We start from the raw sequence: 12,655 nt of genomic DNA, 5'->3' as shown, positions 1-12,655 counted from the left end.
CACTTGAGCGTAGACAGGTAATTTATAATTATTTAAAGATGAAAAATTCGATTAAGATCATCAACAATTACGAGTATAAAAAGTTATTCTTACCTGATGTTTCTGAACATAATCTATTTAACGAAAATAAAATTCAGGTCTATCGAATTGAAAATTATCTCCGGAGCATTTTAATGCCGGTCATTCCTTATCGTACTACATTCAATTTTCTAATTTTCGTCACGAAAGGTTCCCTGACACAACACCTGGAATCAGCCTCCTATACGCTGACTGAAAATCAGGTCATCAATATCAAGCAAGGTAATATCACCGCAACATTAGCAATATCGGAGGATGTTGAAGGTTTTTTTGTCGTTTATGAAAATGAAATTGTCACTGATATCGAACTTGGCATCAATGACATCAAATTTTTCAATTCCCATCCCTTCACGACGTTAAAACCGCATGTTGCCAATTGGATTCAGCAAATGCTGATTCTTTTGGAGGAAGAGCTTTTTACCGAAGGTCGTGTCATGGAGGTATGCATCTCGATGATGCAGTGCATCTTATTGAAGGTTATCAAATCGGATATTGAAACCAAGGCACCGATGAGCAGACAACTGGATATCGCATTTCGCTTTCGGGAATATGTCCAAAAGTTCCATATTGACCATAAAAATGTCTTGTTTTACGCCAATCTATTGCATATCTCCGAAAACTACCTCAACAAATGTGTGAAGGAAGCAACCAATAAGCCACCTAAGCAATGGATTACTGAAATCAGCATCTTGCATAGCCAGATCCTTCTGCAGGATGCCACGAGGGATATTGCGGGGATAGCCTTCGAATTGAAGTTCCAGTCACCCTCCTATTTCACGAGACTATTTAAAAAAATCACCGGGTATTCACCCAGTGATTATCGAAAACATAAGTTTATGGCAGACTAATGTTTATGGTAAGGCAGGTTCCAGATGAGGTCGACAGCCAGATAATGCACACCAAAATCCACCTGATCGTAGCCCTTGATCAGATCATTCATATAGCCAACATCCAATCGTAATGCTGTCTTTGGAATATCTGTCATGTAGTAAAAGCCCAAACGCGTTTCCTTGTAACCAAAGCTGGACCAGGCATCCGGTTCATTCAGTTTACTGATCGCAAAAAGCCCTTCAGCGCTCAGTGCCAGTTCCTGCTTATTCTTATCGGATATTTTAAAATTCAACTGTGATTTCAACCGGGTTCGAAACTGAAAATTCTCTTCTGCTTTGTGAAAGTCTGCCGTAAAAAATTTCCGGAACTCCTGCCGCAGTGTATTTTTCCATTTCCAGCATTCAGCCAGCTTAAGCGTATACGCATAACGTCCATACAATCGGAATTCCTGTTCCACTCCTTCATTGTGGAAGGGTGCTTTTTCATCATATACATTTTGGCGCCTGTAGCTAAGCGCATAGCTATATTGCTGATTCGGTGCAAATTTGTGATAGACTTCATGATTCAATACCCAGATGGCCTGCTTATGAAAAGGATTGGAGTCCTCGGGTGTGCTTTTGGTTCCCAGGCCGATATAGGTCAGTGCCTCCTTTGTTCCGGCACTGTCCAACTTGCGTCGCAGGCCCAACACCGACCAGGAGGCCGTTTTGGCTTTACCAAGCCCTGGCGGACTTACCTGCCCATATACGGTGCTTATATGAATTCCCAATAAGAGCATTATTGGGAATAGATTTATAAAACGAAATTTCAACATCAGATAAAATTTTAGTAAAAAAAAGACTAAGAAGTCTCCGCTGCCGCGGAAAATTTAGCTACCAACCAATTGTCCAATCGTTTGACAGGCTCCATTGCCCACATCGCGACCACAAAAGGAAATGTCAGCGTCGTCCAACCATTGTGGATCAGGAAATGGTCAAAATAGGTTGCGATAATAACTGCAATGAGTACATAGATACCATCTCTGACGCGTTGCCCACTCAAAGCAATTCCACATAAAACCGCATTGAAACTAAAGATGCCGTTGTTGGTCATATCGGTTGATTCATGTCCGTGATGCGATATATAAACGCTAATAATTACAGCGGCAGAAGCATATAACGCAGCGATTGGCTTACTGATAAAAACGCCAATGAAAAAGATCAATCCCGCAATTAAGCTACCCTGAAAAATAACCTGACCGAAGGCATGCCCCTCGATTAGGAAGTCGTCCATTTCCTCAATATCCACAAAGTGCTCTGGAACGGTCCGTAAAGCCAATTCTGGAATACTCAATACATATAAGGCAATCCAGGTGATCATGATAAAAGGAAAGGTGAATACAGGAATATTTTTCTTCAGTGCAAAGCCCATTAAAATCGTGGTCAATGCAGAACCGATAATCAAGGAGGCCCATACCCAGATATTAGCCTGAAAATAAAAGACCAGTGCAATCCCATATAATGTGGCATTAAATCCAAAGAGCCCATCATTGATATGGTCCTCGTCAAACTTCATCAATTTCGCTGTGATTACCCCGACAATGTTCGCCAGTATCCCGGCAAACCCCATGAGCGCGGAATCATAAATAATAGCCCCAATAAACAAGACTCCAGTCCAGATGTTACCCTGTAACATAATCTGTCCAAATCCCTTAAAAACAGCTTTAACAAAAGCCAGGATGTTATTTTTCATTAGAATAATTTGTTATTTAAAAATTGTATTCAGCCCCGTTATTTAATTCAGGAATAATTTTTCCCATAAAGCATGCTGCATCTCTTTAAAAAGAAGATAAAGTTGCTCAGCACCATAACCCAGCACACGCACGATAAAACCGTCATGTTGCAAAGCACTGATACCAAAGGCAACATCCTTGGTTTCCCCATATTTCGCATAGAATGCTTCGATCCATTCTTCCGGACTGACCCCGGCACTATTCAGGTAAATCAGCGTCCCTTGATGGGTATAACCTTCCAGAATGCCCAGTCCCTGAATGGGCATACGGTCCGGTTGTAATAGCACATTATCTTTTACAACCAGTCGACTATTCACATAACATTCCGTCAGGTTCTGAAAATGATTGTACTGAAATTCTTCCCCCGACATTTTCCTCCCACAGGTCACGATTTCACTCAGTAGTAGATGACAATTGGAAGCAAGGTGGATAATGTTGTGGCTCAAAAAATGAGAGGAATGCTGTGGCACCACTGGATGCGGGACATAGGAAAACACGGAACCTTCACCCAAAGTCACCTGCATCGTTTGGGAGGAATGCCCCTTCATGTGAAACAGACGCTGATAAGCCTGCGTCTGCAACTGCAACTTCGCCCCTGGCGCAACTTCGATTTTGATCTGATGATCATCACCATCCAATAATCCCGGTGAGGAACTCATGATCATCAAATAAGCCGCATTATCTTTTTGATATTGACCGACAGGGACAATGCGAAAAGGTTGAGTGACATAAGCATCCTTCATAAAGGACTTCCCTTCACGATGTGCTATTTTGACGGCTAAAGAACAAATCATCATTAACGAAGTAAATTAGGTTCTTCAATATCTTGAAGCAATGCATATTTCTTGATCCAGCCTACAATCTCTTCCAGACCGTCGCCCGTTTTCAAATTGGAGAACAAAAATGGCGCACCTTTGCGCATCATACGGGCATCATGTTCCATGACCTCCAAGCTCGCCCCCACATAAGGCGCCAAATCTTTCTTGTTGATCAATAACAGATCCGAACGTGTAATCGCCGGACCACCTTTGCGCGGCATTTTTTCGCCTTCAGCGACATCAATGACGAAAATGGTGATATCTGCCAGATCCGGGCTATAGGTTGAAGTCAGGTTATCGCCCCCGCTTTCGATCAAAATAAGTTCCAAATCGGGAAAACGGCTAGCCAGTTCGTCTACCGCTTCCAGATTCATACTCGCGTCTTCACGTATGGCGGTATGTGGACAACCACCTGTTTCAACACCGATAATACGTTCGCGGGGTAATAAGCTATTTTTTGCCATATATTCCGCATCTTCTTTGGTGTAGATATCATTTGTAATAACCGCCAGATCCAATTCATTCATCAGACGTCTGCTCAATCTTTCCAATAAGGCTGTTTTGCCGGAGCCCACAGGACCACCGACACCGATCTTAACATATTTTCTATTTTCCATTGTATTTGATTTTAAGAGATATAAACTCGAGAATATAATCGTTCGTGTTGCATGCAGCGGATATCAAATCCGATATTGCACAGCCCCACTAAATTTCGTTCAACGGCTAAAGTCTCGTGACAGAGCTCAATTATATCATCGTGCAGGCCAAAAAGAACATCCTGACCATCGAGCTGTCCGAGCGGCACGAGTTTCACGGCATTCGTTACCATGGTGATGGCTGCATTGTAATAAAAGCCATGTAATGCTTCTTCCAAAGGAATTTCCAATAGCGAAGCCAGCATACCATACATCAAACAATAGTGGCTATCTACTTCCTTTTTCTGAATCAATTTGCCCCAGGCAATAACAAAATCCTGTTGTTGATAACGGCTAAATATTTTGTAAATGCGTACGCCCAGTTTTTTACTGGCTTCCCGGATCTCTTTTGGACTCTTCAATGCTGTACACTCCTGGTCCAAAGCGATCAATGCATTTAAATCCTGGGATGTGGTGGCTTCGTAGGCCAATTTCATCAGGGCAGCATCGTTATACTTTAGATTGTACCATAAATTATGGCGGACATAGTTGTCAGTAGTTGCTTTATCACAGACCAAGCCTTGCTGCACATAGGTTTCCAGCCCATTTGAATGGGTAAATCCACCGATCGGCAGCGTCGGATCTGCGAGATGGAGCAACTTGCCCAGAAAAGTATTTTTCATTGACATATATTATTTATTCATTATTTGTTGATTCAACGGCTGGCGCTGTATCAGTATCCTCTTGCTCTTGAATGAACAGCGGAATATTTTTTGTTGAAAATTTCAACTTTTGGTGATGCTTAGGGTCTACGTTTGCATGGAGTGGATTCAGCAGTTGATGTTTACAACATATTGGGTCAAATCCATTTTTGGTCAACCACTCGTACATGGAGCGTTCGTAGGGCATCAGCAATTCATTTGCCTCTACGAATAGAGGCAAATGCTTGTTCCCGATTTCACTGCTGACAAAAGCAATCTGAAGGAAATCAATTGCCATCACTTTAATCACTTCACAAGGCCTGATGGTAACGACCACTATTTTTTCTTCATCTTCATACAAGATATCACCGTCCTGCAAGCAGGAAGTATTGCCCAATAATTTTACAGCGATATCCATTCCCTCCGCTGTACGAAGACGTTGTATACGTTTGGTGGATTCATACCATTCAATCGAGAGCAGATCATGACGCTTATTGGTCTGCTCGCGCTTGACATTCCTTGTGATTTCTGTGATAATCATTTTACTTCTTAAAAAAATAGATTTTTCGACAATCCCAATCCTACAGTTGAGCCATTGATTCCTGTAATCACTTCATGATCATCTGCAATAACAGCATCCTTGCCATGCTTCTTCTTGTAGGAGAGCTCCGCGACTTTTGCTTTCAAAGCCCAGCCTTTTCCCAGGTTAATCCCCACCAACGGGTACACTCTGAACAGGAAACCGTTGTAGCTTCCATCCGCCATGCCCCCGGATGCATTAACAACATGCTGGTCGCCCCAGATGTAATGCGCGTCTACCTGCCCGATCAACATAAAATGTTCACCTAAAGGCCAGGTGTTGCTGTAGAATGGACCAACTTCATGAGAATGATCTGTAAAGTCAAGCGCCTTCGTATAGGCATTGTTGAACCCATAATTTATCCCCACATTCATATTGTCATTAAAAAAATAGCCTACGCCTACCGGTGCTGCACTAAATTGGTGTCCAGCGGTGGTTTCATGGTAATTGAGCGAACCATATAGCATGATTCCGCCTTTTTGAGCAGAAGCCGATTGTATCGAAAAGCATGCTATTGCTAGACAACATCCCAAAAATGTTTTTAAATTTTTCATTGCTATATCATTGTTTTTAAGGGCAATAAAACGATCATGAGCCTTACTTTGCCCATTGACCATCAGCGCTACTTTTGGCTCATGACCGTTTTAATCATGTGTTTTTCATTTATAATGGCCCGACACAAGATCAAGCCCGTGGTAGTCATTCAGCTTAAAACAAGAAATACAACTGTCCTAAAGAAACGGTATCAATCGGCTGTGACCGCAAAATTTCTCCATCCAGACTTACTTCATAGTTCTCCGGATTAACGATAATTTCGGGTGTAGCATCGTTGTGGATCATATCTTTTTTGGAGATATTTCTACAGTTTTCTACAGGAAGCAAGCCTTTTGCTAAGCCGTATTCCTCTTTGATACCGTTTTCGAACGAAATTTTGGAAACAAAGTTGAAACAGGTATTATGCACAGCTTTTCCCAAGCCACCGAACATTGTACGTAAGATAATAGGCTGTGGTGTAGGAATGGATGCATTTGCATCTCCCATTTTGGACGCGATGATCATGCCACCTTTAATAATCATTTCCGGTTTAGCACCAAACAAGGCTGGACGCCAGATAACCATATCCGCGATTTTACCCGGTTCGATAGAACCTACGTATTTTGAGATACCATGTGCAATCGCTGGGTTGATCGTATATTTTGCGACATAACGACGTGCACGGAAGTTGTCGTTGTTTTTTCCTTCGTCTTCAGGTAACGGTCCCACTTGTTTCCGCATTTTATCCGCTGTCTGCCAGGTACGTGTGATCACCTCACCTACACGGCCCATTGCCTGTGAATCTGAGCTCATGATACTGAATACGCCACGATCTTGCAATACATCCTCAGCTGCGATTGTCTCCGGACGGATACGTGAATCCGCAAAAGCGACATCTTCAGGGATTTCCTTGCTCAGGTGGTGACAAACCATCAACATATCCAAGTGTTCATCAATCGTATTTTTTGTAAAAGGACGTGTCGGATTTGTAGAAGCGGGCAATACATTTGGATACATGGCCGATTTGATGATATCCGGAGCGTGACCACCACCGGCACCTTCTGTATGGAAGGTATGGATTACACGACCGTTGATCGCCTGAATGGTATCTTCTAAGAAACCCGCTTCATTTAATGTATCGGTGTGAATGGCTACCTGTACATCGTATTTATCCGCTACCGTCAATGCCCTATCAATTGTTGCGGGTGTAGCACCCCAATCTTCGTGAATTTTAACCCCTAGAGCTCCGGCTTCAATCTGCTCGATAATAGGTTGTTCGGTTCCCACATTTCCTTTTCCGAAGAAGCCAAAGTTCATCGGCAGATCTTCTACCGCTTGCATCATGCGGCGGATATTCCACTTTCCTGGTGTTACCGTAGTCGCATTTGTTCCGTCCGCTGGACCAGTACCACCGCCGATCATGGTCGTAATACCACTGTATAAGGCTGTTTCTACCTGTGTAGGACTGATATAGTGAATATGCGTATCTATACCACCCGGCGTTAGGATATAGCCGGATCCGCCATGCACTTCGGTAGAAGCACCGATAATCATATTTGGCGTAATGTTATCCATGGTATCTGGATTTCCTGCACGGCCGACACCGACAATCTTACCATCTTTGATACCGATATCACCTTTCACAATTCCCCAGTGGTCAATCACGATCGCATCGGTGATCACCATGTCCAAAGTACCTTCGTCACGTGTGTGAACCGAAGATTGACACATGCCGTCACGCACGGTTTTACCACCACCAAATTTGGCTTCATCGCCATAATAAGCGTAGTCTTTTTCAACTTCGATAATGATATCGGTATCACCTAGACGGATTTTATCGCCACTTGTTGGACCAAAGATGGCACTATAATTTACTTTGCTAACTTTTAAACTCATGATACTTTGTTTTTAAAGCCTTGTTCTTTCACTTTTTTCATTGCATTTTCTTTCGCGACTTCGGTTTCGGTATCACCGTTGACCAAGTCGTTGTGCCCGTAGATTCTTCTGGCACCTGCATAAGGAACCAATTCTACATCTTTGGATTCTCCCGGCTCAAAACGCACTGCAGTACTTGCGATAATATTCAATCGCTTACCAAAAGCTTTTGCACGGTCAAATTCCATCATCTTGTTCACTTCAAAAAAGTGAAAATGCGAACCTACCTGAATTGGTCTGTCCCCTGTGTTTGTTACGGTAATCGTCGTAACTTCTCTACCTTCATTGCAGATGACATGGCCATCCGCTATAAAAAATTCTCCTGGAATCATAAATTCTATTTTTAACAATTATCGAATCGGATTATGAACGGTCACCAATTTGGTTCCATCTGGAAAAGTCGCTTCAATCTGCACATCGTGAATCATTTCGGGCACCCCTTCCATAACATCTTCACGTGTCAATAATGTGGCGCCATACTGCATTAGATCAGCCACCGTGCGGCCATCACGTGCAGCTTCCAGAAGCTCACTGCTGATCAATGCGATAGACTCCGGATAATTTAGTTTAAGTCCTCTAGCTTTACGTTTTTTCGCTAGTTCACCGGCAAGATGAAGCAATAGCTTCTCTGTCTCTCTAGGTAATAAATGCATATAAAATATTATTTAAATTATTGTTATTTCAGTCGAAAACAAATCAATACAAGCCCTGACGACTTAAAAAAATCGTTCAAAAAACCTGATAAACGGAGCCCATAGTGAATGCTTACGGCATAGCGTTTCAGTGTTCAGCGTTGTAAGAAAAGGAAAGGATTATCCCTGAAATGGAATCTTTAAACTTTGGAAAAGAATGTATTTTGGTGGTAGGATCAGTCGATCCATGTAAGGTGTTCTGTTATTCCGCATGTTGAGACATACAGGATAGCAGAATATAAAAAGACAAATATATAATACACTCAGACCGAGGAGCTTACTCCACTCATCTTTTAAGTCGACCTGTTCACTGACATCATAAAGGTCATGATCGTGTACAGCAGCAACTATATTTTCCCTTTCGGGTTGGTCAGCACCTTTATCAATTTGTTTATGTGTACTGGACAAACCAAAATAGGTACCGGTGGAATTATGAATTTTAAGCTGTTCAGAAATAGTCATTCCTTTCAGGAGCAGGACGCTCAAAAGAAAAACTAAAAATACTAAACTATGTCTAATCATTGAATTCACAATCCTATTATTTGTTGTTCAAATTTACAACCAAAGCAGGCCATTCACTAGTACAAATCTTGAATTAAATAGTCTAAATTTGTCGAAAAACCTACTTTGATTGCTTTTTTTGTTAAAAGGAATAACCGATTGAAACCATAATATTTCTTGGTGCCCCAGCAAAGGCCCGTGTATAGTCAAATCCCCCTAAAAAATAGTATTTATCAAATACATTGTTTAGGTTAAGTGCCATTTTCATGGCACCGATATGATAATAAGCAGCCGTATTAACTGTTGTATAAGAAGGCCATTGTCCCCAAAGGGCATTTCCTTCGCTATCCTTCCCAATGCTGTTGTCCATACGTTTGCTATCAACATAATAAACTCCGGCACCAAAGCCAAGTCCCTTTAAGGAAGTATTGGAAAATACATATTTTAACCAGGCGCTGGCCATATTTTTAGGTGCTCCCGGCAGCGCCTGCCCAACTTCAGAAGCAACAGAGGAGGCCTTCACTTCGGTATGGTTAAACGTATAATTTGCCATTACCTGGAATTCTTTGGTCAGCTGCCCGCGGACATCCAACTCCACTCCTCGTGACATTGCTTTTCCAGATTGTCTATACTCTGGCAGTCCTGAGTCATTGATTGTCCCTGTTGCAATAAGCATATTTCTACGCTCGATCTGAAACAAGGAAAGATCCATTTGCAGCTGATCCTTAAAAAAGCCTGTTTTCAGCCCTGTTTCAATTTGAAAACTGCGTTCAGCTTCAAAAGCTTTGTCAGCACCATAATCTTTATAGTTTTGGATAAAATTAGCGCCTACCGGTACAAAGCCCTGCGAGTAGCTTGCGAAGTAATTAATCTGCTTGTTGATTCCATAAGTCAGACCAAAACGGGGCAACAAGGCATTTTGTGTAGCATGGAAATGATTCTGTCCATCAATAGTTTCCGAAGCATAATGTTCATGTCTCAACCCCACAATTAATTTCAAACGATCCGCAATGCTGATCTGATCCTGTATGTATTTACCCGTCGTTTTATAGGGACTCAAAAAAGGATAAGCGACCTGTGTACGCCAGACGTAGTTGGTCAGGTCATGTGTGGTATAGGTCGGGTTGTTCAGGTCAAAAGTCAAGGGCACCACTTTGCCATCCACAGTTTGCTGTCTGGCTTCCCGTAACTGATTTTCTTTATCACCACGATACTGTGCGAAGTCGACTCCAGCAACAATATGATGGTCAACTTTATCCCCTAGCAGATCCCATTTGATATATCCAACGAAGTTGTCGGTATAATCCCGACCATGCCGGTCAAAGAAACGCATATTCATAATGGTGTTATGCGGGGCATCCGCAAAAGTATTTAGCGTACGATGCTCGTTGACATCTTCTTGATAGATGGACTTCATATAGCTCAGGTTCAGGCTCACATTCTCTGCCAGCCTTTGTGCCAATCGCCCACTCAATGAAAAAGTCTTCGAGTTATAGAAATCAGAAGGCTGACTTAACGTAAAAGAACGTGGCAGGGCATAAAAGTTATTTTCCTTTATCCCCATTCCCCGATCCAGGTAACCATTGAACTGATTGTAGACCACATCGATGTCTACGGTTGTCCCTGCAGCTGGCTTAAATGTAAATGAAGGTGCCAGCATCATCCGTTTTTGACGATTCACATCGCGAAAGGTTTTTGTATCTTCATAGCCTGCATTAAATCGATAGAGAATTCGTTTTGCAGGATCCAATGGACCGCCCAGATCTACTGTGGTGCGCATGGTTTCAAAACTTCCGGCAGCAAAACTGACATGACCTTTAAAATCCTCCAAAGGCTTTTTCGTCGTCATATTGATAGTACCCCCGGGTACAATATCGCCAAATAGAGAAGCTCCAGGGCCTTTCAGCACCTCCAGGTTTTCGAGATTGATTGTTAGTGGAGGATTATAGTAACTATTGCCGTAACCATAGCCCGAGCGTAGACCGTTTACCAAACGGACTCCGGTTTCATAACCACTTTTAAAACCACGGATCACCACATCATCATACGATGAAGCCTCAGTGACACCTGCCAGGTCCTGCACCAGTGCTCCTGTTGTAAATGCTTGCTTATCTTCAATAAATTCCTTACTCAGCACAGCCACAGATTGCGGTAGGTCTTTCAGCTTTCCAGCGAACTTACCACCCAACTCCATGTTGTTTGTCAAATAGGAATTATTACGACGGCCGGTAACCAATACTTCATCCAAGGTCCGCCCGCCCTCTTCCATCATGAGCCGGACTCCTCTTTTCGAATTCCAGGAAGCCTCATCAATACGGATAAGCTGTGATTTATAGCCGATCGCTTCGGCGCGCAATTGTACGGGAAAGGTAGTTGCTGTAGTAAAAGCAAATTCGCCATTCGTGGCAGTACTTGTCTTTTGTCCTTGGTTTTCAAGTGTCAAAGTCACGCCGGGAATCGGGTGTCCGTTTTCATCCTGTATCTTCCCAAAAATCATAAAGCTCTGTTGGGCGTAAGCGGCCACTGGTGTGACAGCACTTGCCAATAATGCGAAAGCGAGCGCTTTCATTGTGTTTTTCATCCGTATAAAATATTTTTATTTATGAGTCGATTTTCCTTTTAAGGTATTATTCATAAGTATTTATTTTCATGGTATTCATGAGCTCGTTTCACTCTGTTCATGCTGCCTTCGGCGGTTTCTAGTGGGAGAAAGCGATCAGTTTTAGCAATGACTGTATGTTTGGTGGCATCTATAGCTCCCTTTGCTCGGTCTGAATAAATCATGATAGTTTCATCCGTATTTTTTCATGGCTCAGAGGACACATATCCTGTATAAAATTCCTAGGGCAACCTTATTGAAAAAATTCTAAACAGGGACAGTTCATCTGGAATTATTTTATTATCTGTTGCTGAATTATTTTATTTCTTGTATTACGCGCGAAGTTTGTTCACAAAACTGAGAATCTTATTTTGTCAATTCCAGTTCCATCAAAAGTTTCTCGTCAGTGGACTGTTCTAATACTTGCTCCATATGAATTGTCGGAAAGCCCGATTCATCACAAAACTCTTTAAGCTTGAAGCCCTGTTTTGACCAGAATTCATAGGCTCCCTCCAAAAAAGGATGGGTATGTAAGTAAAGTCTTTCAACTGCGTTCTCCTTGGCCACCTTGGTCAATTGTTGGAAAAGCGCCGTCCCCAGTCCAGACCGACGGTAATCGGGATCGACAAAAAGACGAGCAACCTCGACAGTCTTGCGTGCGTCTAACTCCAGATGTGGAAAACGATAGTCGTAAGCGAGCATACCGATCACACCGACCAGTTTTCCGTTGCTGTCCCTTGCCTGTAGAAATGTTCCAGCTTTTTCATCCAAATACAGCTGTCTAAAGTTCAGCAAATCGCTGGGCACCTTTTGCGGGTCAAGCATTGGAAACAGCTGTTTGCGAAATTCAATAACATAAGGTAACACTGTATCGAGGTCCTGAACAGAGACTGTACTTATCGCGATATTTCTAATTGCATCTGTCCTTTGCATACCTATTTTATTCATACTATTTTCGTTTTTAGCGTCCACGTCGCCAC

Annotated in this window: 13 protein-coding genes and 1 pseudogene; 1 reads left to right on the top strand and 13 read right to left on the bottom strand. The window is 42.5% G+C overall.

What is annotated here, in order from left to right:
* The first annotated feature begins 38 nt into the window (after positions 1 to 38).
* Positions 39 to 926 (top strand): helix-turn-helix domain-containing protein, encoded by an 888-nt coding sequence (locus ABDW32_RS04335; protein ID WP_077435592.1) that lies wholly within the window; start codon positions 39 to 41, stop codon positions 924 to 926.
* Here ABDW32_RS04335 and ABDW32_RS04330 read toward each other — a convergent pair.
* The 13 genes and pseudogenes from ABDW32_RS04330 to ABDW32_RS04270 form a co-directional block, all read right to left on the bottom strand.
* Positions 923 to 1,723, bottom strand: a complete 801-nt coding sequence (locus ABDW32_RS04330; RefSeq protein ID WP_343559803.1) for a DUF2490 domain-containing protein — start codon at positions 1,721 to 1,723, stop codon at positions 923 to 925. The genes ABDW32_RS04335 and ABDW32_RS04330 overlap by 4 nt on opposite strands.
* 26 nt (positions 1,724 to 1,749) lie before the next feature.
* Positions 1,750 to 2,640, bottom strand: a complete 891-nt coding sequence (locus ABDW32_RS04325) for an urea transporter (protein ID WP_343559801.1) — start codon at positions 2,638 to 2,640, stop codon at positions 1,750 to 1,752.
* A gap of 42 nt (positions 2,641 to 2,682) precedes the next feature.
* A complete protein-coding gene (locus ABDW32_RS04320; RefSeq protein ID WP_343559799.1) occupies positions 2,683 to 3,477 on the bottom strand; it encodes an urease accessory protein UreD in 795 nt (264 codons plus the stop codon).
* Entirely contained in the window at positions 3,477 to 4,115 is a 639-nt protein-coding gene (gene ureG / locus ABDW32_RS04315; protein WP_172394679.1) for an urease accessory protein UreG, read from the bottom strand. The genes ABDW32_RS04320 and ureG overlap by 1 nt, the downstream gene beginning before the upstream one ends.
* A gap of 11 nt (positions 4,116 to 4,126) precedes the next feature.
* Complete coding sequence (locus tag ABDW32_RS04310; RefSeq protein ID WP_343559795.1) at positions 4,127 to 4,816, bottom strand: urease accessory protein UreF; 690 nt, start codon at positions 4,814 to 4,816, stop codon at positions 4,127 to 4,129.
* Between the two features lie 13 nt (positions 4,817 to 4,829).
* Positions 4,830 to 5,375 (bottom strand): urease accessory protein UreE, encoded by a 546-nt coding sequence (locus tag ABDW32_RS04305; RefSeq protein ID WP_343559793.1) that lies wholly within the window; start codon positions 5,373 to 5,375, stop codon positions 4,830 to 4,832.
* A gap of 8 nt (positions 5,376 to 5,383) precedes the next feature.
* Positions 5,384 to 5,968 carry a hypothetical protein gene (locus ABDW32_RS04300; protein ID WP_343559791.1) on the bottom strand — a complete coding sequence of 195 codons (585 nt, stop codon included), beginning with the start codon at positions 5,966 to 5,968 and terminating at the stop codon, positions 5,384 to 5,386.
* Between the two features lie 154 nt (positions 5,969 to 6,122).
* Positions 6,123 to 7,844 (bottom strand): urease subunit alpha, encoded by a 1,722-nt coding sequence (gene ureC / locus ABDW32_RS04295; protein ID WP_343559789.1) that lies wholly within the window; start codon positions 7,842 to 7,844, stop codon positions 6,123 to 6,125.
* Positions 7,845 to 7,918: 74 nt separating this feature from the next.
* A pseudogene (gene ureB, locus ABDW32_RS04290) lies at positions 7,919 to 8,215 on the bottom strand (urease subunit beta); the annotation flags it as partial.
* A gap of 18 nt (positions 8,216 to 8,233) precedes the next feature.
* On the bottom strand, positions 8,234 to 8,536 hold the full coding sequence (ureA, locus tag ABDW32_RS04285) for an urease subunit gamma (RefSeq protein WP_075993440.1): 303 nt from the start codon (positions 8,534 to 8,536) through the stop codon (positions 8,234 to 8,236).
* A gap of 159 nt (positions 8,537 to 8,695) precedes the next feature.
* The gene (locus tag ABDW32_RS04280) at positions 8,696 to 9,097 is read right to left on the bottom strand and encodes a hypothetical protein (protein ID WP_343559786.1); all 402 of its coding nucleotides are present in this window, start codon (positions 9,095 to 9,097) and stop codon (positions 8,696 to 8,698) included.
* Between the two features lie 121 nt (positions 9,098 to 9,218).
* A complete protein-coding gene (locus ABDW32_RS04275; protein ID WP_343559784.1) occupies positions 9,219 to 11,657 on the bottom strand; it encodes a TonB-dependent receptor in 2,439 nt (812 codons plus the stop codon).
* Positions 11,658 to 12,041: 384 nt separating this feature from the next.
* A complete protein-coding gene (locus ABDW32_RS04270) occupies positions 12,042 to 12,623 on the bottom strand; it encodes a GNAT family N-acetyltransferase (protein ID WP_343559782.1) in 582 nt (193 codons plus the stop codon).
* Positions 12,624 to 12,655: the final 32 nt, after the last annotated feature.

It is taken from the genome of Sphingobacterium sp. (genome assembly GCF_039596235.1).
In the GTDB taxonomy this organism is placed as follows: Bacteria; Bacteroidota; Bacteroidia; order Sphingobacteriales; family Sphingobacteriaceae; genus Sphingobacterium.
Note: the sequence above shows the minus strand (reverse complement) of the source record. Positions and strands in the feature narration are given on the sequence as shown.

Excerpts from the sequence above, each read along its gene's own strand:
- ABDW32_RS04320 (WP_343559799.1), bottom strand. The coding sequence starts at position 3,477 with ATGATGATTTGTTCTTTAGCCGTCAAAATAGCACATCGTGAAGGGAAG.
- ABDW32_RS04280 (WP_343559786.1), bottom strand. The coding sequence starts at position 9,097 with ATGATTAGACATAGTTTAGTATTTTTAGTTTTTCTTTTGAGCGTCCTG.
- ABDW32_RS04270 (WP_343559782.1), bottom strand. The coding sequence starts at position 12,623 with ATGAATAAAATAGGTATGCAAAGGACAGATGCAATTAGAAATATCGCG.
- ABDW32_RS04305 (WP_343559793.1), bottom strand. The coding sequence starts at position 5,375 with ATGATTATCACAGAAATCACAAGGAATGTCAAGCGCGAGCAGACCAAT.
- ABDW32_RS04300 (WP_343559791.1), bottom strand. The coding sequence starts at position 5,968 with ATGAAAAATTTAAAAACATTTTTGGGATGTTGTCTAGCAATAGCATGC.
- ABDW32_RS04335 (WP_077435592.1), top strand. The coding sequence starts at position 39 with ATGAAAAATTCGATTAAGATCATCAACAATTACGAGTATAAAAAGTTA.
- ureG (WP_172394679.1), bottom strand. The coding sequence starts at position 4,115 with ATGGAAAATAGAAAATATGTTAAGATCGGTGTCGGTGGTCCTGTGGGC.
- ABDW32_RS04330 (WP_343559803.1), bottom strand. The coding sequence starts at position 1,723 with ATGTTGAAATTTCGTTTTATAAATCTATTCCCAATAATGCTCTTATTG.
- ureC (WP_343559789.1), bottom strand. The coding sequence starts at position 7,844 with ATGAGTTTAAAAGTTAGCAAAGTAAATTATAGTGCCATCTTTGGTCCA.
- ureA (WP_075993440.1), bottom strand. The coding sequence starts at position 8,536 with ATGCATTTATTACCTAGAGAGACAGAGAAGCTATTGCTTCATCTTGCC.
- ABDW32_RS04325 (WP_343559801.1), bottom strand. The coding sequence starts at position 2,640 with ATGAAAAATAACATCCTGGCTTTTGTTAAAGCTGTTTTTAAGGGATTT.
- ABDW32_RS04310 (WP_343559795.1), bottom strand. The coding sequence starts at position 4,816 with ATGAAAAATACTTTTCTGGGCAAGTTGCTCCATCTCGCAGATCCGACG.
- ABDW32_RS04275 (WP_343559784.1), bottom strand. The coding sequence starts at position 11,657 with ATGAAAAACACAATGAAAGCGCTCGCTTTCGCATTATTGGCAAGTGCT.